The sequence below is a fragment of the Tolypothrix sp. FACHB-123 genome, assembly GCF_014697075.1.
In the GTDB taxonomy this organism is placed as follows: domain Bacteria; phylum Cyanobacteriota; class Cyanobacteriia; order Cyanobacteriales; family Nostocaceae; genus Aulosira.
On sequence record NZ_JACJRE010000007.1, the window covers coordinates 73,256 to 94,246 of the forward strand.

Below are 20,991 nucleotides of genomic sequence, written 5' to 3' on the forward strand. Positions count from 1 at the left end.
CAGCAAATCCTCCCTTGGCTGTTTATTTTTGCTGTGCTGTAATTATCAATACACAACAATAAGTTGCAGCAACAAAGGTCAATAAAGCATCATGTTAGCATCATACCGTCATACCATTACTAAATCTTTAACAGTTTGTTTGTGTATGTTAGGAGTTGGCTTAATGCAATATCCTCAACTACAAAAACTATTAACTACTCAAGAAACTGCTTCTGTAGAAACTATAGAAGCAGAACTGAAATCAGAAAGCATCCAACTTAATTTTCTGAAACAAACTCCTAATTTTGGCTATGGTAACTTAATTGCCAACTGGGTATATATCAATTTTTTAGAATACTTTGGTGACGACGAAGCTCGTGAGAAAACTGGCTACAGTTTTAGCCCAGAATATTTTGAGGTAATTCTTGCACAAGATCCTAAATTTTTAGCTGCTTATTTAGGTTTATCTACAAGTACTTCTATGTATGCAGGATTGCCAGAACGCTCTATAGAATTGATGGAGAAGGGTTTAAAATATTTAGCTCCTAAAGTTCCCGAAAAGTCTTATTATGTATGGCGTTATAAAGGCATAGATGAATTATTATTTTTAGGTGATTCGCAAAATGCTGCCAATTCTTTTAGGAAAAGTGCTGATTGGGCGAGTCAGTTGACAGATGAAGAAAGTAAATTTATAGCTAATATTTCGCGAAGAACCGCTAAATTCTTAAGCCGTAATCCTGATAGTAAACTTGCTAGAATAAATACATGGATAATGGTATTAAATAACGATGTAGACGAAAAAACTCGTAAAAGAGCAATTAAAGAAATTGAAGCTTTAGGCGGTAAGGTAATTGCTACTCCACAAGGTAACAAAATTATTATGCCGTCAAAAGATTAGAATTGGTCAATGGTCAGTTGTCAGTTGTTAAAAATTAACAGTCAACAGTCAACAGTCAACAGTCAACGGTCAACATCCTCCATAACTTCCCATACTCCGTGATGGAGGTGAGCGTAATTTATTGGTACAACGGTAAATTAATCGAGTCCCAATCCCTAGAATTAAACATTAACGATCCGGGATTACTGTATGGGGCAACAATTTTTACAACCATGCGGGTTTATGAGAACTCCCTCGATAGCAACTTGACTCACTGGCGGTTACACTGCGATCGCTTGTTGTTCTCCATTAAAACTTTTAATTGGCCAGAACCAGATTGGCACAGGATACGTCAAGGTGCAGAAATATTACTTAAAGATTTTCCCAGTCTCAGAATTACCCTGTTCCCCGATGGTAGGGAGTGGATTATAGGGAGATTGTTACCAGCAGATTTAACAGCAAAGCAAACCGATGGGGTAGTATGCGCTGTTGCTAGTATAGAACTAGCTCGTAGTCTTCCTGCTCATAAAACAGGTAACTACTTGAGTGCATGGTTAGCCAAAACTAACAGCCAGCAATTAGCCGCTCAAGAAGCGATTTTAGTCGATGAGGCGGGAAATTGGCTAGAAACCAGCACAGGTAACCTGTGGGGATGGCGAGACGGTTGTTGGTGGACACCGCCTTTAGCAGTGGGAATTTTACCAGGAATTATGAGAGCGCAGCTAATTAAATGGCTGCAATACCAGCAACAAGATGTGAAAGAGGAACCTTGGACAATGGATTTAGTTTCCGGATTTGAAGCGATCGCCTATAGCAACAGCGTCATGGAAATCATCCCGATCCATACCGTTCAACAGCCTCAAGGATCGTTAGAATATGATCCACACCATCAAAGTTTGCAAATTCTCCGGAGTTTTTTTAGCATGACAACGTCACCATTTTGGTATACGTTAAGATAAGTTAACATAATTCTTAAAAATGCCCTCTCTGTTAGAGACGTTACGCGATCGCACCAAAAATATTAGGAGGATTTACCTCAGTGAATAAAAGATGGAGAAATGCAGGGCTGTATGCGCTGCTGTTTATAGTTGTAATTGCCTTAGGCACAGCATTCTTTGACAAACAACCACAAAGCAGAGAGCCATTACGCTACAGCCAGTTTATTCAAGAAGTTGAAAAAGGCAGAATAGATAAAGTCAGTTTAAGCGCAGACCGTTCTACTGCATTGGTTACATCCAGAGACGGTAACAAAAAAGTCGTCACCCTAGTTAATGACCCTGACTTAATTAATACTCTTACTGCAAAAGGCGTTGATATTTCTGTATTGCCGCAAACCGACGAAGGATTTTGGTTTAAGGCACTCAGTAGCTTATTTTTCCCAGTATTGCTTCTAGTTGGCTTATTCTTCCTGCTACGCCGTGCCCAAAGCGGCCCCGGTAGCCAAGCAATGAACTTTGGTAAATCCAAAGCCAGAGTGCAAATGGAACCCCAAACCCAAGTCACATTTGGTGATGTCGCTGGGATTGACCAAGCCAAACTGGAATTAAATGAAGTTGTAGACTTTCTTAAAAACGCCGATCGCTTTACCGCAGTTGGTGCCAAAATTCCTAAAGGTGTATTGCTAGTAGGCCCTCCCGGAACAGGTAAAACCCTCCTAGCTCGTGCTGTGGCTGGTGAAGCTGGTGTACCCTTCTTCTCCATCTCCGGCTCTGAGTTCGTGGAAATGTTCGTAGGTGTCGGTGCGTCCCGCGTCCGTGACTTGTTCGAGCAAGCTAAATCTAACGCTCCCTGTATCGTCTTCATCGATGAAATTGACGCAGTTGGTCGTCAACGGGGTGCAGGTTTAGGCGGTGGTAACGACGAACGCGAACAAACCCTCAACCAGCTACTCACCGAAATGGATGGTTTTGAAGGTAACACCGGTATCATCATTATTGCTGCTACCAACCGTCCCGACGTACTAGACGCAGCTTTATTGCGTCCCGGTCGCTTTGACCGTCAAGTAGTTGTAGACCGTCCCGATTATGCTGGACGTAGCGAAATCCTCAAAGTTCACGCTCGTGGTAAGACCTTAGCCAAAGACGTAGACTTAGATAGAATTGCTCGTCGTACCCCTGGTTTCACCGGTGCAGATTTATCTAACCTGTTAAACGAAGCCGCAATCTTAGCCGCACGGCGTAATTTAACCGAAATCTCGATGGATGAAATCAACGACGCCATCGACCGCGTATTAGCTGGCCCAGAGAAGAAAGACCGAGTAATGAGCGAAAAGCGCAAAACCTTGGTTGCATATCACGAAGCCGGTCACGCCTTAGTTGGTGCTTTAATGCCAGACTATGACCCAGTACAAAAGATTAGCATTATTCCTCGCGGTCGTGCTGGTGGTTTAACTTGGTTTACCCCAAGCGAAGACCGGATGGATACTGGCTTATACAGCCGCGCTTATCTAGAAAATCAAATGGCCGTAGCTTTAGGCGGTCGGATTGCAGAAGAATTAATCTTTGGCGAAGAAGAAGTTACCACCGGTGCTTCCAATGACCTGCAACAAGTAGCCAGAGTAGCGCGTCAAATGGTGACACGCTTCGGGATGAGCGACAAACTCGGCCCCGTCGCCCTTGGTCGCCAACAAGGTAACATGTTCCTCGGTCGCGACATCATGTCAGAGCGTGATTTCTCCGAAGAAACTGCTGCCGCAATTGACGAAGAAGTTCGCAAACTGGTAGATGTAGCTTACACTCGCGCCAAAGAAGTGTTAGTTAACAACCACCACATCCTCGATCAAATCGCGCAAATGCTGGTTGATAAAGAAACAGTAGATGCTGATGAATTGCAAGAAATTCTTGCAAATAACGATGTGAAAACTGCTGCTTTTGCATAAGCAGTTTTGGCGAAAATTTAATATTTAAAATCGGGGTAATGCTGGAAATACCAGAGTTACCCTGATTTTTTACAATTTACTATAACCACCCCTTTCAATATAGTTTCCAAACTCTAATTTCTCTGTGCCCTCTGCGCCTCTGCGGTTCAAAATTAATTACTAATATTAAACTGCAATCTAAAGTAACATTCAAACCCATACAAGGGCGGGGAAACCCCACCCCTACCAAAACGCCAACTTACTAAATTACAACTGAGATAAAACTTTAATCGATAAAACTTGATAACCAGCACCTTGAAGCATACATTGTCTATCAGCATCTAAAGGACAAGTAACTTCATTCGATACTGGACGAGTTCCCGCATGATAAACTGCGGTGATTTCCACTGCTTGCTCATGCAAAGATTGTAATTTCTCACGAGAAACTTTTTCCGTCGGACGAAGAACTAAGCGACTTACAGGTTGCGAATTTGTTATCAGAAAAAACTCTTCTCCTAAATAAGCTTGCACCGACATTACAGGAGGAATTTCTTTATAAATTAATTTTCCGCGAAAAGTTTCTATTTTTGATGTTATTAAATTTGCAGTTGATGTTGGCAAATTGGAAGTTACAGAAGATTTAGTAATACAGCTATTAGCAGTTTCAATTACAATCAAAAAACTACTAAATATAGCCCCTATCAACACAACTTTGGGGAATTTTTTCAAATTTGATAGAATACTTTATTAAGTCGGGAATTTATTTCTGGATGTTCAAGCACTTCAGTGCTGACTACAAACATCTGAATTTTGAATAAGCTTATTTTTCCTCCTAGCGATCGCACAAATCGCAATTTATAACCTAGATCGCTAGATGAGGAATAATGCTCAGCCTGAATGCTGATATTTTTACAGGCGCAATTCACTTAACTCAGAAAAACTGCGAACCTCAGTGCTAGACTCGGTTGATGTAACGGTAACTGGGGCTGGCGCACTTTTTTTAGTATTGGCTGCCAAAATCATCGATAGCAGCTTGGGAAATGCAAGGCAGGCAACAGCGTTGATGAGTGTTAATAAAATACAATCTATGAAACTCATAGATTACCCCCCTCGTAAATTAACAATTTGTGAGTCTATTTCTTATTGTTAATCAAATTCGGTACTTTTGACTACATTGGAAAATTTGATTTTCTTCTCATATATATAAGCTATACCAATACATTTAATATTAACTTTTGTAAATATATTAAAATCACTTGATTTAAGGCTATCTCCTAGTTTTATAAATTATAAACTTCTCACATAACCAAGAAGAAAGCGACAGCAGTAAGGTTGTCTGCTGCGGATAGCTTAAAACATTTTTTCTGATTTTTGTCTACCTAAATTAATATTGAAGTTTCCAATAATAATCATCTATAAAACTCAATATAAATGCTTACATCTGGATGAATACAAATAAAAATGAATGCTGGAAAATTTCAATTATTTCTGAATAAATAAACCAGTGCTAAGATTTTTAAGACTAATTTAATTTAAATAACATTTTTCATTTTGGCTCAAAGTGGTATTAATGCACCTGCGTATTCTGAACAATATCCCAGAACACCTATCAACCTATCCCAGCAGTATTAATACTGCTAAATACTTATTAATTGGGAGTACAGCGATCGCAAAAATGAGGACGGAATTTACAGAATGGACTGCCTGTTATGGTGTGAGCTGTACAATAAGGAAAGGTGGTTATTGCTACTCTAGTTGTTTGCGAACTGGATTCATGGGTTGAAGGTTCAGTCGGTTTACCTTTAGATGAAAGTACAATTGAGAGCATCTTGGGAAACCCCAAACAAGCAACAGTATTGATGAGTGTCAGTAATGCAGCGTGTTTTAAAACCACAGGTAATCACCCCCTGTAAAATAGGTGGTCGCTATTGTTTAGCTGTCAGGACAATATCTGCAATCGCATTTAAATACAATCACATCCATTGCTTTAAGACTATATAAATTAATTTTATCATAAATTTTTGTAAATCCATCGTGTGGTTTCCGAAAATGCTATCCCCGAAAGCATTGTGTATATTAAAGAGATTTATTGTTGAAGAATAGTAAAATTCTCTCAAAAACAGTTCATTTAGTATTTAGGTGATGTGTTATGTCCAAAACCAAATCTGCATCGATTTATTTAGCCAATATTAGTGAGCGAGAACGCTTATCATTGAAGCGGTTGGTCGATTATACAAATTTGAATTCAATTCCCGAAATTTGGCCAGTAGCAGCTAAGGTTTTTGGGAATACGGTGGCTCTACACGATCCCCATAGCAAACCAGAAGTAGTAATGAATTACACGCAATTGGCAGAGAAGATTCAACAATTTGCGGCTGGTTTACAAGCTTTAGGAGTAAAAGCAGGCGATCGCATTTCTTTAATTGCTGATAATAGTCCCAGATGGTTTATCGCCGATCAAGGAATCATGACGGCTGGGGGAGTGGATGCGGTACGTAGCGCCCAAGCCGAAAAAGAAGAATTGCTGTTTATTATCGCCAATAGTGGCAGCACAGTGGTAGTAGTTGAGGACTTAAAGACGCTGAAGAGATTGCAAGATAGACTCAACGATTTACCAATTCAACTGGTAATCTTGCTCACCGACGAAACCCCACCAACCCAAGAAAGCTTTAAAGTACTCAATTTCTCCCAACTACTAGAAACTGCTAGCAACCGTTCTCTAGAACCAGTTGAACAAAACTACGATACTCTAGCAACGCTGATTTATACTTCAGGTACTACAGGCAAACCCAAAGGTGTGATGCTCAGTCATGGGAATTTATTACACCAAATCAATACTTTTGGGACAGTGCTACAACCAAAAGCGGGTGAAATGGCCTTAAGTATCCTCCCAACTTGGCATAGCTACGAAAGAACAGCCGAATATTACTTACTTTCTCAAGGTTGTACCCAGGTTTACACTAACCTGCGTTCGGTAAAAAAGGATTTAAAAGATTTTAAACCCCAGTATATGGTGGCTGTACCTCGCCTGTGGGAATCAATTTATGAAGGCGTGCAAAAGCAGTTCCGCGAACAACCAGCCAAAAAGCAACGTTTAATTAACTTTTTATTAACTAATAGCGATCGCTATATTAGAGCCAAGCGGATTGCTGACGGGTTAAGTTTAGAGCATCTCAAAGCTTCTGCAATTGAGCGATTAGTAGCAAAGATTATCGCTGTTGGTTTATACCCCATCCACGCCCTAGGCGAAAAACTAGTGTATGCTAAAGTCCGGGAAGCAACCGGAAGCAGAATTAAGTGTGTAATTAGCGGTGGTGGCGCACTTCCCAAACACATAGATAATTTTTTTGAAATCATTGGTATCCAAATTTTGCAAGGCTACGGCTTAACAGAAACATCTCCAGTAACTAATGTGCGTCGTCCTTGGCATAATGTACGTGGTTCATCTGGCCCTGCACTACCTGCTACGGAAGTTAAAATTGTCGATCTAGAAACTCGCAAACCTTTACCAATTGGAGAACGCGGACTGGTACTGTTGCGGGGGCCGCAAATTATGCAAGGCTATTACCAAAATCCCGAAGCGACAGCAAAAGCCATCGATGCTGAAGGTTGGTTTGATAGCGGCGATTTGGGTTGGTTAACGCCGGAAAATGACTTAGTGCTGACAGGCAGAGCAAAAGATACGATTGTTTTAACTAACGGGGAAAATATCGAGCCACAGCCGATAGAAGATGCTTGTTTGCGATCGCCCTATATCGATCAAATTATGCTTGTCGGTCAAGACCAACGCAGTCTAGGTGCGTTAATTGTACCGAATATAGAAGCTTTAGAAAAATGGGCGGAAAGCCAAAACCTCGACTTGAGCAGCAAAAGTGATAATATTACCGCCTCACCCAGTCAAAAAATAGACCTGGAGAGTAAAATAATCCAGGAATTATATCGCAAGGAATTGAATCGGGAAGTGCAAAATCGTCCCGGCTATCGAGTCGATGACCGCATTGGCCCCTTTAAGCTCATTCCTGAGCCGTTTTCCATTGAAAATGGCTTAATGACTCAAACACTCAAAATCCGGCGTCATGTTGTCGCAGAACGCTATCGCGATCTTATTAACGCCCTGTTTGCCTAATAATTCCACTGAAACAATTAATATAGAGTGAACGTGAAACTGTATGGATGTCTCCAAACCTCAACAAATGCTTTTGAAACGCATCGTTAATGTCAAAGTGATTGTGACTCCTCTATGGAAAGAGGAAGTACAACAGCAATTGCAAGCGCAAATCAATCAAACCGATCAGCAATTGCAACAACTAGACATTGAAGGACAAAGAGCAATCACCGCTATTCAAAAGCAGAGTTTGCAACCTCCTGGGCCGCAAACTCTCCAACAGATTGATAATATCCAACTCCAAGTCAATCAAAAGAAAAGCGAACTCCTAGAGCAAAAAAATCAATTCCTGCAAAACCTCCAGCAAGTACAGTACTTGGAGTTAGATCAAGAAGTTAACCAATTTCAAATGGAAGGTTTTTTCCGCATAGAACCAGGCGATAACCTGATCAGCAAAACCCAAGTCGAAATTGTGCTTCGGGATGGGATTGTCGAAGAAATTCGTGGCGATATCTAACAATAGTTATTTGTCAATATAGCAATCCTCAATGATTTGTGAAATATTACATGTAGGGTTGTTGACTGTTAACCGTTGATAGTTAACAGTCAACAGCCAAAACCGATATTTTTCACAACTGAAATAGGATTGCTATAGTCATTGGTCATTTGTGGTGTATGTTTTCCTAGCTATTAATCATCACAACTAACTAATGACTTATTTCCCAGCATCTACTGACTTTTTTTAGCATTCATGCGTCAAATTCCATGCCACTTGCAATAATTCATAAAAATGCATGTGGCGTGGATTTTTCTAATTAGCAAACTTTAGTAACGCTATTTTGGCAGTCAACAGTCAACAGTCAACAGTCAACAGTCCCTTGTATTTGCCAATAAAATAAGATTGCTATCGTTAAAAAGAATCCCCAGCTTTTTACTCCCCTGTTGCGGGTTGACAGCTGAGGATTAAATTTTTTTGAGGGCGGTTTCCTGGTTGACACTGCACTTTCGAGCCAGCCCAAACGATTTCCCATACAGGTGGCGAACTCACTAAAAGCGATCGCCCAAAGGTATTCATTTCCACGCGATATTTCACTTCACTAACTGGATTATTGCTCGGTTGAACTTGGGTGATCGTGACTAAAGCTTGATTGTGTTGGGGATAAGCTACCTCAACTTTCCGTGTCCCAACTTCTGTGACAGTTTCTTCAAAAATATTTAATGCTAACGTAGCCGGATCGCTACCTTGAAGATTGGTATTGAGACTGGTAAGGGGTATGGTTTTATATTGGGTACGCTCTGGATAATTGACCGGATCGTGGGAAATTTGAGTTGCAGCTATTTCCTGCGCTTTCCCATCGTTAGTTTCTAAGCTGTGCGCCACAGGCTGATGTTGAGAGAAATAAACTCCCGCGCCAGCAGTAGCGAACATACTTATTATCACAATCAAAAACAATTTCCATTTTAGTGACATAAAAATTAAACAAGAATTTCAATTTCAAACAAGTAAATTATCAACCTTAGATTTTAGATGGAAGGTGAATCGCTGAGCTTCTACCTTCTGGTTATAAGCAGCCTTGATTTTCAATTGAGTAATTATGGGAAAAGTAAACTGAGATAACAAGCTCATTTGATTGATAAAATACTTGCTGTGGCTGTTGATTGTAAATACTCAGCGATCGCAATTTAATTGCTATCTATATTAGACATTCATCTGGGGTTTTGGTTCCACATGGTCATTAGTCAGTTGCTTCCTTCCCTCACCCCTAGCCCCTAGCCCCTAACCCCTAGTCCCTAGCTCTATCCCCTATCCCAAAACTCTCACACCAAGATACAATTCGATCTGGTAAAAGCTGTTAAAGTCCATAAATTCATTGATTCACCAAACCACCCTATGAGCATTTACGAAGTATTTATGCCGGCGCTGAGTTCCACCATGACCGAAGGCAAGATTGTATCTTGGGTGAAGTCGCCAGGCGATAAAGTGGAAAAAGGCGAAACAGTGGTGGTTGTCGAGTCAGATAAGGCAGATATGGATGTGGAATCCTTTTATGAAGGATATCTGGCTCATATCTTAGTGCAAGCTGGTGAATCTGCGGCTGTGGGAAATGCGATCGCTTACGTCGTGGAAACAGAAGCCGAAATCGAAGCCGCCAAGGCTGCGGCGAATTCTGGTAGCGCAGCTGCTGCGCCTACTGCTGCTCCCGAACCTGTAGCTGCAACTGTTGGGGCTGCTGCAATCCCAACGTCTCAAAATGGCTCCAACCATAAGGAAGGGCGGTTAGTGGTTTCACCCCGCGCCCGTAAATTGGCAAAAGAGCTAAAAGTAGATTTGAAGACGCTCAAAGGTAGTGGCCCCTACGGTCGGATTATTGCTGAGGATGTGGAAATTGCTGCAAATCCAGGTAAGCCCGTCGCTAGCGCACCCGTAGCACCAACACCATCTGTATCCCCAACCGCCCCAGTAGCACCACCAACGCCAACAGCTGCACCCGCACCTGCACCCGCACCTGCACCCGTCCCCGCTGTCGCCAGTGCTGTTCCGGGACAGGTAGTACCTTTAACTACCTTCCAAAATGCAGTTGTTCGGAACATGGTAGCTACCTTATCTGTACCTGTATTCCGTGTAGGTTATACAATTACCACCGATGGGCTAGACAAGCTTTATAAGCAGATTAAATCCAAAGGCGTGACAATGACAGCGCTATTGGCAAAAGCCGTAGCCGTAACGCTGCAAAAACATCCATTAATCAATGCTAGCTATTCAGAACAAGGAATTGTTTATCATTCTGACATCAACATTTCTGTTGCTGTAGCAATGGATGATGGCGGATTGATTACACCTGTGTTAAAGAATGCAGATTTAGTAGATATTTATTCCCTATCGCGCACTTGGAAGTCCTTAGTAGAGCGTGCGAGAGCAAAACAACTACAACCAGATGAATACAACAGCGGCACCTTTACCGTGTCAAACTTGGGAATGTTTGGTGTAGATACATTTGACGCGATTTTACCACCTGGACAAGGTGCAATTTTAGCAGTCGGCGCATCTCGTCCGCAAATCGTCGCCACCCCCGATGGATTATTTGGCGTGCGTCAACAAATGCAGGTAAATATTACCGCCGATCACCGAATTATTTACGGCGCTCATGCGGCTGCATTCTTGCAAGATTTAGCTAAGTTAATTGAAACCAATCCGCAATCTTTGACCATGTAAGAATGATTTCTTAATAAAACAATGTTATTTCCAGGCTTGGAGTTAAATCAACTTCAAGTCTTTTTATTTTTTAAGGTGAAATTATTGCGGAACATCTCATTTACGATTAAAGCATGTTCTCCTCAGAGTATCTTTGCCTTACTCTTCAAACATAGAAGCAATGGTTGCCATTGGTAGGTAAAGTCGTCGCTGTTGGTCGGGGAAAGGAAGAAACTGATGGTGTTGGTAAAAAGCACTCGCCTTCTCATCAATCGCATCAACCAACACTGCATAAGAGGCAACCTCACTTCTGAGACTACGCCCAAAGGCATCGAACAGCAAGAAACTTCCCAATCCTTGACCTTGGTAGCGTTCATCAATGGCCAGCCTTCCTAGCAACGTAGCTGGGATAACAGGATATCTAGGCAGTTTCTTAACCTGTTGAGGCGGTAAATCCTGTAAATTGATGGCGGTGGCGCAGAGAGTGTAGTAGCCAGCAATACGTTGATTATCCAAATCTTGTAGGATAAAAGGAGCCGCAACGCGACGACGCAGATCTTGCCCAGCTTGTTGAAGTAGATAGCGGTCAAGGGATTCTATGCCACAGTTAAATCCTGAGCGATCATGTTGGGTATTCAACGTTTCAATAGCGTAGCCAAAGGTCGGAGCAGCCACTAGCTACAACCCCATACTCCGTTTGTATTCTTGAGCAGCCATCCGCATCTTAGAGCTAGGTTCTGGGGGATTGAGCAGGGATTCAACAAAAGCCATACTATCTTTGAGGCTGAGTTTAATCTCTTGAATATCCTCTTGTTTTTCGGTGTCGTTTGTGACTGACTCTACAGGCTGGTAGACTACAACTAGGTCAAGTTCAAGATTCGCCAGTTCTATAGGGACTTCCAACCTCAATATCCCATCGGCATCGACACGGGAGCGTAATTTGATACTTTGCATAATTTATTTTTTCTAGTTATTATAAACAAATTTTTTGCTAAGTATTTGAAGGTTTTTATGTAAGCTTTTGCATCCCGCACTAATTAAGCTTTAATCTATTCTAGCAAAAGAAAAGCCCTCTTGATACCAAAATAATTGACTATATCAAGACATTTGCCTAGCTTTGCACAAATATTAGCAAGTAGCAGTCAAATCTTTGATTTTGCGATCGCTCTTCATCACTACTCTCTCTTGTGCAACAAACTTACTTTTTCAGATTAGATGCAAAGTTGAGAATAACCGCTATTGAGTTGAGGAAAGCCACTATTGAGTTGAGGAAAGCCGCTATTGAGTTAAGGAAAGCCGCTATTGAGTTAAGGAAAGCCACTATTGAGTTGAGAATAGCCACTATTGAGTTGAGGAAAGCCACTATTGAGTTGAGGAAAGCCGCTATTGAGTTGAGGAAAGCCACTATTGAGTTAAGGAAAGCCACTATTGAGTTGAGGAAAGCCACTATTGAGTTGAGGAAAGCCGCTATTGAGTTGAGGAAAGCCGCTATTGAGTTAAGGAAAGCCGCTATTGAGTTAAGGAAAGCCACTATTGAGTTGAGAATAGCCGCTTCAAGGTTCGTTTTTGTGTGGTGCGATCGCTTAATGATAAAAAGTCATTGTAAATGTAGCGAAGCGGAATGAAGCAATCATGAATCAGAATCTTAATTCTGCAAAAATTTCGATAGTTATTCCGACTTTCAATGAAGCGGGAAATATTCAAGATGCGATCGCTTCTACCCAACCCAGTACCAATATAGAAATTATTGTAGTTGATGGTGGCTCTCAAGATGACACTGTAGCCATAGCTCAGTCATTAGGCGTCAAAGTTATCTTGTCATCTCCTGGGCGAGCCGTGCAAATGAATGCCGGCGCTGTAGCTGCTAGCGGTGATATTTTGCTGTTTCTCCATGCAGATACCCGCTTACCTGCTGGCTTTGATGCTTTGATTCGCACTGCACTACAACAACCGGGAACCGTAGCGGGTGCGTTTAACTTGCGGATTGATGCATCGGGTTGGGGTTTGAGGTTGGTGGAATTGGGGGTAAAAGTGCGATCGCAGTTTTGGCAAATGCCTTATGGCGACCAAGCAATATTTATAACTAAAGATATATTTAACAAAATTGGCTGCTTTCCAGAATTGCCAATTATGGAAGACTTTGAACTCATACGTCGCTTACGATGTATTGGTAAAATTACGTTTATTAAAGCATCAGTTATAACATCTGCACGTCGCTGGTTGCGCAAGGGAATTTTTAAAACTACCTTAATTAATCAAATAGTCATCATCGCTTATTTATTGGGAATATCACCAGAACGAATTCGTAGCTGGTATCGCCAAGAAAAATTTAGGAAAAATTAAGCTGATTCTCAGGGAATGAGAATATTTTAGTTGAAGATAAAAAGAGGTTCAAGAAGCTAAAAATTAGATATTAGAGTATGACTAATGACTAATGAAAACTGTAGGGGCGGGTTCACCGATATCCTCATTTATTAACAAAGATCCAAATAAACCCGCCCCTACTGACCAATGACTAATGACAAATAACCAATGACTAACCGCAAATTCTATACCACAATCAAACTTTTATTGTTAAGTTGTTTAATTGCTACGGTAATAATTGCTAGTAAATATCTCAACATTCAAGATATTTTACACACCAGTATTATTTGGGTTAATAGCCTTGGTTACTTTGGCCCGATAGCATTTATCGCTATTTATAATTTAGCAACTTTGTTATTTATCCCTGGTTCTGTTTTAACCTTGAAAGGCGGTTGTCTATTTGGCGTGTTTTGGGGTTCTGTCTACGTAATAATTGCTGCAATTATTGGCGCAACTGTAGCATTTTTAATTGGGCGTTATCTCTCACGAGATTGGGTAGCAAAACAACTAGAAAAGCATCCTAAATTTAAAGCCATCGATTTAGCTGTCGCCAAAGAAGGATGGAAAATTGTCCTCCTAACTAGGCTTTCACCTATCTTCCCCTTCAACTTATTAAATTATGCTTTTGGGGTGACGCAAGTTTCCCTTAAAGATTATATTTTAGGTTCTATCGGTATTATTCCCGGTACAGTAATGTATGTTTATCTTGGCTCTTTAGCTACTAATCTTGCCATGTTGAGAACACCTCATCAGCCTAGTAATCCCCAAGCGCAAATCGGAGAATGGATAATCCAAGCCATGGGTGCTATTGCTACAGTAGCCGTAACTATATATATTACCAAAATTGCGCAAAAAGCCCTCAAAGAAAGTGTAGCCACAGCAACAAATAACCATGATGCAAATGAATAAAATTAATCAGGCTTGCAAACCATCTACCTCTAATCAAAAAAATTCTCTTATCCTTGGCGTACTTGGCGTACTTGGCGGTTCATTAAAAAAAATTAATTTATTAACATTGCTAGCTATAACTATACTCTTCTTATGCTCTACAGACCAAGCTTTAGCACAACAATCTACAACCACTACCTTTAATCCCCAAACAATTTTACGAGATGCTTTGCAATGGATTGATAGCCTGGGTTCACTAGGAGCGATCGCTTTTATTACACTTTACATTATTGCTACCATTGCTTTCTTACCAGGCTCAATTTTAACCCTAGGTGCTGGTGTGGTTTTTGGTGTAGTTTGGGGTTCGATTTATGTATTTATTGGTGCTACTTTAGGCGCAACTGCGGCTTTTCTCGTAGGACGTTATTTAGCTAGAGGTTGGGTTTCGCGGAAAATCTCAGATAATAAAAAATTTGCGGCTATTGATCATGCTGTTGGTAAAGCTGGGCTGAAAATTGTGCTGTTAACCAGACTTTCGCCCATATTTCCCTTTAATTTATTAAACTATGCTTTTGGGATTACAGGGGTTTCTTTAAGGGATTATTTTATTGGTTCTGTGGGAATGATTCCGGGAACTATTATGTATGTTTATATCGGTTCTTTAGCTGGTAGTTTGGCAAGAATTGGGACTGAATCTCAACCTACTAATCCTACTATACAATGGGCGATTCGGATTATTGGTTTTATTGCAACTGTAGCTGTAACTATTTATATTACTCGCATAGCTAGGAAGGCTTTGGATGAGGAGGTTAGTAATAATTAAAATTAGGATTTAGTAAATATAAAAAATATCATGCACAGATAACAGAGACGCAGAGGGGAAAAATTAATGTCTAATTTAGAAGTTGAGAGAGTAACTGTTCGCCCAATGGATGAGTATAACCAAACTTTGGTATCTCATGTTCATCCACAAGATTGGGTGAATCCAGAACCAGCGAAAATTTATGATTTGGTAGTAATTGGTGCGGGAACTGCGGGTTTAGTTGTAGCTGCGGGTGCTGCTGGATTGGGTTTAGGTTTAAAGGTGGCGTTAATTGAAAAGCATCTCATGGGTGGAGATTGCTTAAATGTGGGTTGCGTTCCTTCTAAAACTATTATCCGTTCGGCTCGTGTAATCGGTGAACTGTGGGATGGTAAGGAATTAGGAATTAATATTCCCAAAAATATTGATGTTGATTTTTCTGCGGTAATGGCGAGAATGCGCCGCATTAGAGCAGGTATTAGTCCCCATGATTCGGCGGCGCGATTTCAAAAATTAGGCGTTGATGTTTTTTTAGGTAGTGGGCGATTTACAAGTAAGAATACTGTAGAAGTTGACGGACAAATTCTGAGGTTTAAAAAAGCTGTAATTGCTACTGGTGCAAGAGCTGCAAAACCAGAAATTCCTGGAATAGAAAAGGCTGGTTATCTCACAAATGAATCGGTTTTTTCCCTCATCCAAAAACCGGAACGGTTAGCTGTGATTGGTGGTGGGCCGATTGGTTGCGAATTAGCTCAGGCTTTCCGCCGCTTGGGTTGTGAAGTTGTGCTTTTTCATCGCAGTTCTCATATCTTAAATAAAGAAGATGCAGAAGCTGCGGAAATTTTGCAAAAGGTTTTAATCAAAGAAGGAATTCGTTTAGTATTAAATGCCAAATTAGAGGAAGTAGTAACTGTCACCGAAGGTAAGCGACTTTACTTTTCTGCTAATGGACATCGAGATTCTGTAACGGTAGATGAAATTTTAGTCGGTGCGGGACGCGCTCCGAATGTGGAAGGTTTAAATTTAGAAGCTGTTAATGTAGAATACGATCAACGCCAAGGCGTAAAAGTTAACGATTATCTGCAAACCACAAATCCGAAAATTTATGCGGCTGGTGATATCTGCATGAATTGGAAATTTACTCACGCAGCTGACGCAGCAGCCAGGATTGTGATTAAAAATACGCTGTTTTCTCCGTTCGGTTTAGGACGTTCTAAACTCAGCAATTTAATTATGCCTTGGGTAACTTATACTGATCCAGAAATTGCTCATGTGGGAATATCACAGGAGGAAGCTAAGTCCAAAGGTATTGATTTTGAGACGATAAAAATACCTTTTAGTAGTGTAGATCGAGCGATCGCGGATGGTGAAGAATCTGGATTCCTGAAAATCCTTCACAGAAAAGGCTCCGATGAAATTATCGGTGCAACTATTGTCGCTCGTCATGCTGGGGAAATGATTTCGGAAGTGACTACAGCTATTGTCGGTAAGTTAGGTTTGAATAAATTAAGCGGCGTAATTCATCCCTATCCAACTCAGGCTGAAGCTATTAAAAAAGCAGCTGATGCTTATCGGCGCACACTTCTCACAGAGAATACCAAACGATTGTTGGGATTTTTAACTAAATTATCTTAATCGTGACTAGGTTGTTGCCTACTCTAGGCGTAAACTAAACAAAAGAAAATTCTGAAAATTTAAGCAAGTAACCCTAATTTTTTACCGTTATCTTTGGCTAAACGAATTAGGTTCTGTCTTTGCTTAGATTCAATTCCAAACCGATTGCAAAAATTAGTGATAGTTTGTGCGTGGATACCAATAGCTTTACCACGTAGCTGATTAAATTTAGCCTTACCCATCAATTCACGTACCAATACTACTAATGGTGCAAACATTTCTTTTGTCTCCTAATTATCAAAGTTGTTGGTAAATTCTGTGGATATATCTGCAATAGCTATTAGCTAACACCGAAAGCAAGTAAAACTAAGGCGCTGAGTAATAAAGTGGCGACTCCAGCCTGAAAGCTATAGCGGCGTTGCTCTTCAGTGGAAGGATATTCTGCATAGTAGATTTGGGGTTCAGTTGCATAGTTGTTCAATACGCCGTCTTCGTTAATGGTGGTGTACATAGTTTTTTGCTCTCGTTAACTTATGTAAAATAATGTAACGGAATTGTTACGATTTGGCAAGAAGACTTGACAAAGAAAAACTAAGATATGCTATCAGGTTTACTTATGAATAAATGTAAAGGCGACAAATTCATCAAGAGGTACTGGTACAACCTGCGGATATTGCTGAGGCGATTGAAGGGTTACCAGAAGCAATGCAGGTTTTAGCCTTTCCCTGATTTGTCTAAGGATCAGGCGATCGCAGGTTAATATTATTTTGAGGATTGTAAATTGAGCGATCGCTGATGGTGAAGCATCAGGATTGCTGAAAATCCTCCAAAAACAAGGCGTTGATGAAATTCTCGGTGCAATTATTGTTGCTTGTGATGCTGGGGAGATGATTTCAGAAGTAACTACGGCTATTGTCGGTAAGCTATGTTTGAATAAGGGACTTCCAAGTAAAAAAATATTCCATTACTATTGTTCACTGTTGACGGTTGACAGTTGACGGTTAACAGTCAACTGTCAACCGTCAACGACTTGAACGGAATAATTTATTTTTTTGAGTTCCCTAAGTTCAACGGTATGATTCATTCTTATTCAACTCAGGCTGAAGCTAATAAAAAAGCAGCTGATGCTTATCCGCGTAAACTTCTTACAGATAACACTAAAAGAGTTTTGAGGTTTTTAACTAAATTCTCTTAAAACTGAAAACTAAACTTGAAAGTTAAATTTAATTTCGGAATCTCTGGAAATTTTGCATATTTTTCTGCCAGATTTCTTTTCGTTCTTCTTCTGGCAGGTTTAAGGCTGATGTGATGATAGCAAAGTCGCCTGCTGTCGGTAAAGCCTCCCCTCTAGCAAGAGCTTGCAGATTTTTCAACCCACAATATCTGAGTTTTGCTCGGTTGGCGCGAATTAAATCGGAAATTGTTTCTGGTTTAGCTGTTACAGAGGTGTTAGAGTGACAAGAACTAGCTTTTTTATTTATCCAATCTTGAGTCATTTGCTCTAAAGCATCGCTTTGAAATATATTCAAACTGGCACACATGCTTTTGAACTCTAGAGCTAACTCAAGTGGAATGTAACTGCCGATTTGCTTGTAATCTTCACAATGCTTTCTGTTAGTCATATTCTTAAACTTACTAAAATTGTCTGCCTGTTTTGGCTTCTCTGAATTAATTTTGAGAAACCGGACATTGTGTGAATGTCATATCTAAATCGACATGCTCATAGAAAAAATGTTCCGATAAAATAACTAAACTCCATGTACTTTTTTTGTTAATTTTTATGATTATACTTACTATAAAAACCAAAAAATAATGAATAATTTGTCATTGCTTACTGTGTAATTAATTACGGGAAGACAACCCAAATCCTAACAGGAAGAGCTTTTCCGCCTGCTGGCAATATTTATGATAGAGCAATCACAAGTTATTAAAAATGTCAATTTCGGAAATGATTTTTAGCATTTATAAGCTACTAAATATTACTAGAAGCGTATTGTACAAAACTTTATCCACTACACATAACAACGAGCAATGCAAATAATTGCATTTGTATGCATAAACTATTTATCAAGATTACAAATAAATTTTTAGCAAAAAATTAAATAATTTTATTAAAAAAATGCATCTTCTTATTCCAGAGAGCTTTTATCGCAATTATCTGAGTTATTGGGGAAATATAAAAGATTGGATATTTTTTTAGTAAAAATTTTATCCAGATAAAGTTAATGCAATTATATTGTGTAGCAACCTTGTTGAAACTGCTTGAGGAAAGTGTAATTTGTGACAGAAATAAATAATTTATCCTCTAATCTCCCAGATATGTCGCGCAGAGAACTGCGAGATTTAGTACGAATTCAGCTACAAATGCTGTTAGAACAGGGAGATTTACCCGGCGCAAAAGCGATTTTAGTACCTGTACAACCGCCAGACATTGCGGAGGCGATTGAAGGCTTACCGGAAGCAATGCACGCTTTAGCGTTTCGCTTGCTGTCTAAGGATGAGGCGATCGCAGTTTATGAATATCTCGATTATTCTATTCAAGAACGGCTAATTGAAGAACTCAGAAGCCAAGAAGTCCGGGATATTGTCGATAAAATGTCTCCAGACGATCGCGCCAGACTATTTGACGAACTCCCCGCCAAAATCGTCAATCGCCTTCTCGAACAACTCAGTCCAGCAGAACGCACTGCTACAGCCCAACTTTTGGGTTATGAGGCTGATATGGCTGGGCGAATTATGACCCCAGAATTAATTTCCCTGAAAGAAAATTTTACGGTATATCAGGCCCTAGAGCGCATACGCCGCCTAGCTAAGGCTAGTGAAATCATTTATTATCTTTACGTCACTGACACAGCCAGAAGATTAACAGGGATTGTGTCTTTGCGGGAATTGGTAACATCTCAACCCGAAGAATTAATTGGTGAGATTATGACCCGTGATGTGGTGTTTGTCTACACCGACACGGATCAAGAAGAAGTTGCCAGATTAATCCAAAGATATGATTTTTTAGCCGTACCTGTGGTAGATCGAGAACAGCGTCTCGTCGGTATTATTACGGTTGATGATGTGATCGATATTCTACAACAGGAAACTACAGAAGATATCTACGCCGTAGGTGGTGGGGTGCAATCAGGCGGCGATAATTATTTTCAGATGAATTTAATGGATGTTGCGCGTAAACGGGTTGTGTGGTTACTTGTGTTATTAATTACCAATACAGTAACGGGAACAATTATTAAATCTCAGGAAGATATATTAGCCAAAGTCGTTACACTGACAGCTTTTATTCCCTTATTGACTGGTACTGGTGGTAATGTTGGGGCGCAATCTTCCACAGTAGTGATCCGTGGGATGAACACCGAAGAGATTAGATTGTTAGGGCCATTGCAGGTAATTGGCAGAGAAGCGATCGCTGGTACATTATTAGGAATCATGTTAGGTAGCATTGCTACAGTCTGGGCTTACTTTCTGCAAGGGAAATTAGAAGTTGCGATCGCTGTTGGCACTAGTTTAGTAGCAATTTCTGTCTTAGCTTCAATTTCCGGTTCAGCGCTACCGTTTTTATTCCGCCTACTGCGCTTAGATCCAGCCTTGATGTCAGCGCCATTTATTACTACAGCCGTTGATGTCCTTGGGGTGTTGATTTACTTTAATTTGGCGCGAGTGATTTTAAAGTTATGAGTAGTTATGAATATTAGGCTATTCACTTAGGCAACTGAAGAGTTGAGCAATGGTAAGGTGAAAAGACTCAGCAAAGGATGGAACAGGAATGCGATCGCTTTGTTGTTCAAAGATAGCGAGAGTGCGATCGGCAAAATAGACAAACACGAGTTCCTCTTCTGGATCAATCAACCAACCCATCTGTGTACCATGTGCCAGACAATGGAGGATATTACGGACGACTTTAGTTTGGCTTTGCTCAGGGGAAAGGATTTCAATTGTCCAATCAGGCGCTATCAAGAACGCATTCGCTACTTTACCGTTCTCGTCACGCGGTATGCGTTCCCAAGTAAAAACTGCAACATCCGGGACAAGAGAGCGATCGCCAAAAGTGCAGCGTAATTCGGGATACGCACGCGCGATCCGATTTGGTTTTAGCACCATGTTCACAGATGAAACTAAATCTCCCTGAACTGTGCTATGTTTTCCTTGAGGCATAGGCTTTTGGATAATCTCACCATTGATGAATTCACTGGCGGGTTTCGTTTCTGGTAACTGGAGAAATTCTTCCAGAGTTAAGGGTTTACTAGGAGTTTGAACCATTGCCAATTCAGGTGGTAAAAAAAGCAGTATTTTATCTTTATCTTAAATA

The 20,991-nt window shown here is 40.5% G+C and carries 21 protein-coding genes and 2 pseudogenes; 13 read left to right on the top strand and 10 right to left on the bottom strand.

All coding sequences use genetic code 11. The annotated features are described in order from the left end of the window. Positions 1–91 precede the first annotated feature (91 nt). From H6G41_RS07045 to ftsH3, 3 genes are all read left to right on the top strand, one after another. The gene (locus tag H6G41_RS07045; protein ID WP_190744913.1) at positions 92–877 is read left to right on the top strand and encodes a hypothetical protein; all 786 of its coding nucleotides are present in this window, start codon (positions 92–94) and stop codon (positions 875–877) included. A gap of 116 nt (positions 878–993) precedes the next feature. Further along, complete coding sequence (locus H6G41_RS07050; RefSeq protein WP_308796090.1) at positions 994–1,815, top strand: aminotransferase class IV; 822 nt, start codon at positions 994–996, stop codon at positions 1,813–1,815. Positions 1,816–1,895: 80 nt separating this feature from the next. Next, positions 1,896–3,734 (top strand): ATP-dependent zinc metalloprotease FtsH3, encoded by a 1,839-nt coding sequence (gene ftsH3 / locus H6G41_RS07055; protein ID WP_190744915.1) that lies wholly within the window; start codon positions 1,896–1,898, stop codon positions 3,732–3,734. Between the two features lie 246 nt (positions 3,735–3,980). On the opposite strand, the gene H6G41_RS07060 is transcribed toward ftsH3, so the two are convergent. Together H6G41_RS07060 and H6G41_RS07065 are read right to left on the bottom strand one after the other, a co-directional pair. Further along, on the bottom strand, positions 3,981–4,391 hold the full coding sequence (locus tag H6G41_RS07060; RefSeq protein WP_190744917.1) for a hypothetical protein: 411 nt from the start codon (positions 4,389–4,391) through the stop codon (positions 3,981–3,983). Positions 4,392–4,622: 231 nt separating this feature from the next. Further along, the gene (locus H6G41_RS07065) at positions 4,623–4,811 is read right to left on the bottom strand and encodes a hypothetical protein (protein ID WP_190744920.1); all 189 of its coding nucleotides are present in this window, start codon (positions 4,809–4,811) and stop codon (positions 4,623–4,625) included. 638 nt (positions 4,812–5,449) lie between these two features. Between H6G41_RS07065 and H6G41_RS07070 the strand changes: the two genes are divergently transcribed. The 3 genes from H6G41_RS07070 (at position 5,450) to H6G41_RS07080 (ending at position 8,335) form a co-directional block, all read left to right on the top strand. Beyond that, complete coding sequence (locus H6G41_RS07070) at positions 5,450–5,626, top strand: hypothetical protein (protein WP_190744921.1); 177 nt, start codon at positions 5,450–5,452, stop codon at positions 5,624–5,626. Positions 5,627–5,862: 236 nt separating this feature from the next. Continuing rightward, complete coding sequence (locus H6G41_RS07075; protein ID WP_190744923.1) at positions 5,863–7,839, top strand: long-chain fatty acid--CoA ligase; 1,977 nt, start codon at positions 5,863–5,865, stop codon at positions 7,837–7,839. Between the two features lie 43 nt (positions 7,840–7,882). Then, positions 7,883–8,335, top strand: a complete 453-nt coding sequence (locus H6G41_RS07080) for a YlqD family protein (RefSeq protein ID WP_190744926.1) — start codon at positions 7,883–7,885, stop codon at positions 8,333–8,335. A gap of 414 nt (positions 8,336–8,749) precedes the next feature. Here H6G41_RS07080 and H6G41_RS07085 read toward each other — a convergent pair whose 3' ends face one another. Further along, on the bottom strand, positions 8,750–9,247 hold the full coding sequence (locus H6G41_RS07085; RefSeq protein WP_306790422.1) for a hypothetical protein: 498 nt from the start codon (positions 9,245–9,247) through the stop codon (positions 8,750–8,752). 462 nt (positions 9,248–9,709) lie between these two features. Between H6G41_RS07085 and H6G41_RS07090 the strand changes: the two genes are divergently transcribed. Beyond that, the gene (locus H6G41_RS07090) at positions 9,710–11,032 is read left to right on the top strand and encodes a dihydrolipoamide acetyltransferase family protein (RefSeq protein ID WP_190744930.1); all 1,323 of its coding nucleotides are present in this window, start codon (positions 9,710–9,712) and stop codon (positions 11,030–11,032) included. A gap of 138 nt (positions 11,033–11,170) precedes the next feature. Here H6G41_RS07090 and H6G41_RS07095 read toward each other — a convergent pair whose 3' ends face one another. The 3 genes and pseudogenes from H6G41_RS07095 to H6G41_RS36170 all read right to left on the bottom strand — a co-directional run. Then, on the bottom strand, positions 11,171–11,686 hold the full coding sequence (locus tag H6G41_RS07095; protein WP_190744932.1) for a GNAT family N-acetyltransferase: 516 nt from the start codon (positions 11,684–11,686) through the stop codon (positions 11,171–11,173). A 3-nt stretch (positions 11,687–11,689) separates the two neighbouring features. Continuing rightward, entirely contained in the window at positions 11,690–11,965 is a 276-nt protein-coding gene (locus H6G41_RS07100; RefSeq protein WP_190744934.1) for a DUF1778 domain-containing protein, read from the bottom strand. 257 nt (positions 11,966–12,222) lie between these two features. After that, positions 12,223–12,267: pseudogene (locus tag H6G41_RS36170) on the bottom strand (hypothetical protein); the annotation flags it as partial. Between the two features lie 376 nt (positions 12,268–12,643). Here H6G41_RS36170 and H6G41_RS07120 point away from each other — a divergent pair. From H6G41_RS07120 to H6G41_RS07135, 4 genes are all read left to right on the top strand, one after another. Next, on the top strand, positions 12,644–13,354 hold the full coding sequence (locus tag H6G41_RS07120) for a TIGR04283 family arsenosugar biosynthesis glycosyltransferase (protein WP_190744936.1): 711 nt from the start codon (positions 12,644–12,646) through the stop codon (positions 13,352–13,354). Between the two features lie 189 nt (positions 13,355–13,543). Next, a complete protein-coding gene (locus H6G41_RS07125) occupies positions 13,544–14,284 on the top strand; it encodes a TVP38/TMEM64 family protein (protein WP_190744938.1) in 741 nt (246 codons plus the stop codon). Beyond that, positions 14,268–15,086 (top strand): TVP38/TMEM64 family protein, encoded by an 819-nt coding sequence (locus H6G41_RS07130; protein ID WP_242037828.1) that lies wholly within the window; start codon positions 14,268–14,270, stop codon positions 15,084–15,086. The genes H6G41_RS07125 and H6G41_RS07130 overlap by 17 nt, the downstream gene beginning before the upstream one ends. A gap of 66 nt (positions 15,087–15,152) precedes the next feature. Then, on the top strand, positions 15,153–16,700 hold the full coding sequence (locus H6G41_RS07135; protein ID WP_190744940.1) for a mercuric reductase: 1,548 nt from the start codon (positions 15,153–15,155) through the stop codon (positions 16,698–16,700). 59 nt (positions 16,701–16,759) lie between these two features. On the opposite strand, the gene H6G41_RS07140 is transcribed toward H6G41_RS07135, so the two are convergent. Together H6G41_RS07140 and psb34 are read right to left on the bottom strand one after the other, a co-directional pair. Beyond that, entirely contained in the window at positions 16,760–16,957 is a 198-nt protein-coding gene (locus H6G41_RS07140) for an electron transporter (protein ID WP_190744942.1), read from the bottom strand. Between the two features lie 62 nt (positions 16,958–17,019). Next, positions 17,020–17,190 (bottom strand): photosystem II assembly protein Psb34, encoded by a 171-nt coding sequence (gene psb34, locus H6G41_RS07145; RefSeq protein ID WP_190744944.1) that lies wholly within the window; start codon positions 17,188–17,190, stop codon positions 17,020–17,022. Between the two features lie 274 nt (positions 17,191–17,464). Between psb34 and H6G41_RS36175 the strand changes: the two are divergent. Beyond that, positions 17,465–17,874: pseudogene (locus H6G41_RS36175) on the top strand (hypothetical protein); the annotation flags it as partial. A gap of 28 nt (positions 17,875–17,902) precedes the next feature. On the opposite strand, the gene H6G41_RS07155 reads toward H6G41_RS36175, so the two are convergent. Continuing rightward, positions 17,903–18,301, bottom strand: coding sequence for a hypothetical protein (locus tag H6G41_RS07155; RefSeq protein ID WP_190744946.1), 399 nt, complete (start codon positions 18,299–18,301; stop codon positions 17,903–17,905). Between the two features lie 658 nt (positions 18,302–18,959). On the opposite strand from H6G41_RS07155, the gene mgtE reads away from it, so the two are divergent. Further along, entirely contained in the window at positions 18,960–20,360 is a 1,401-nt protein-coding gene (gene mgtE / locus H6G41_RS07160) for a magnesium transporter (protein ID WP_190744948.1), read from the top strand. An 18-nt stretch (positions 20,361–20,378) separates the two neighbouring features. Here the strand turns inward: mgtE and H6G41_RS07165 are convergent, their stop codons facing one another. Continuing rightward, entirely contained in the window at positions 20,379–20,942 is a 564-nt protein-coding gene (locus H6G41_RS07165) for a Uma2 family endonuclease (RefSeq protein ID WP_190744950.1), read from the bottom strand. Positions 20,943–20,991: the final 49 nt, after the last annotated feature.

What these genes read in the sequence shown, in the direction of transcription:
- H6G41_RS07090 (WP_190744930.1), top strand. Translation starts at nt 9,710, where the DNA reads ATGAGCATTTACGAAGTATTTATGCCGGCGCTGAGTTCCACCATGACC.
- H6G41_RS07120 (WP_190744936.1), top strand. Translation starts at nt 12,644, where the DNA reads ATGAATCAGAATCTTAATTCTGCAAAAATTTCGATAGTTATTCCGACT.
- H6G41_RS07065 (WP_190744920.1), bottom strand. Translation starts at nt 4,811, where the DNA reads ATGAGTTTCATAGATTGTATTTTATTAACACTCATCAACGCTGTTGCC.
- H6G41_RS07140 (WP_190744942.1), bottom strand. Translation starts at nt 16,957, where the DNA reads ATGTTTGCACCATTAGTAGTATTGGTACGTGAATTGATGGGTAAGGCT.
- H6G41_RS07135 (WP_190744940.1), top strand. Translation starts at nt 15,153, where the DNA reads ATGTCTAATTTAGAAGTTGAGAGAGTAACTGTTCGCCCAATGGATGAG.
- H6G41_RS07165 (WP_190744950.1), bottom strand. Translation starts at nt 20,942, where the DNA reads ATGGTTCAAACTCCTAGTAAACCCTTAACTCTGGAAGAATTTCTCCAG.
- H6G41_RS07075 (WP_190744923.1), top strand. Translation starts at nt 5,863, where the DNA reads ATGTCCAAAACCAAATCTGCATCGATTTATTTAGCCAATATTAGTGAG.
- psb34 (WP_190744944.1), bottom strand. Translation starts at nt 17,190, where the DNA reads ATGTACACCACCATTAACGAAGACGGCGTATTGAACAACTATGCAACT.
- H6G41_RS07080 (WP_190744926.1), top strand. Translation starts at nt 7,883, where the DNA reads ATGGATGTCTCCAAACCTCAACAAATGCTTTTGAAACGCATCGTTAAT.
- H6G41_RS07045 (WP_190744913.1), top strand. Translation starts at nt 92, where the DNA reads ATGTTAGCATCATACCGTCATACCATTACTAAATCTTTAACAGTTTGT.
- H6G41_RS07155 (WP_190744946.1), bottom strand. Translation starts at nt 18,301, where the DNA reads ATGACTAACAGAAAGCATTGTGAAGATTACAAGCAAATCGGCAGTTAC.
- H6G41_RS07085 (WP_306790422.1), bottom strand. Translation starts at nt 9,247, where the DNA reads ATGTTCGCTACTGCTGGCGCGGGAGTTTATTTCTCTCAACATCAGCCT.
- H6G41_RS07130 (WP_242037828.1), top strand. Translation starts at nt 14,268, where the DNA reads ATGATGCAAATGAATAAAATTAATCAGGCTTGCAAACCATCTACCTCT.
- H6G41_RS07100 (WP_190744934.1), bottom strand. Translation starts at nt 11,965, where the DNA reads ATGCAAAGTATCAAATTACGCTCCCGTGTCGATGCCGATGGGATATTG.
- H6G41_RS07125 (WP_190744938.1), top strand. Translation starts at nt 13,544, where the DNA reads ATGACTAACCGCAAATTCTATACCACAATCAAACTTTTATTGTTAAGT.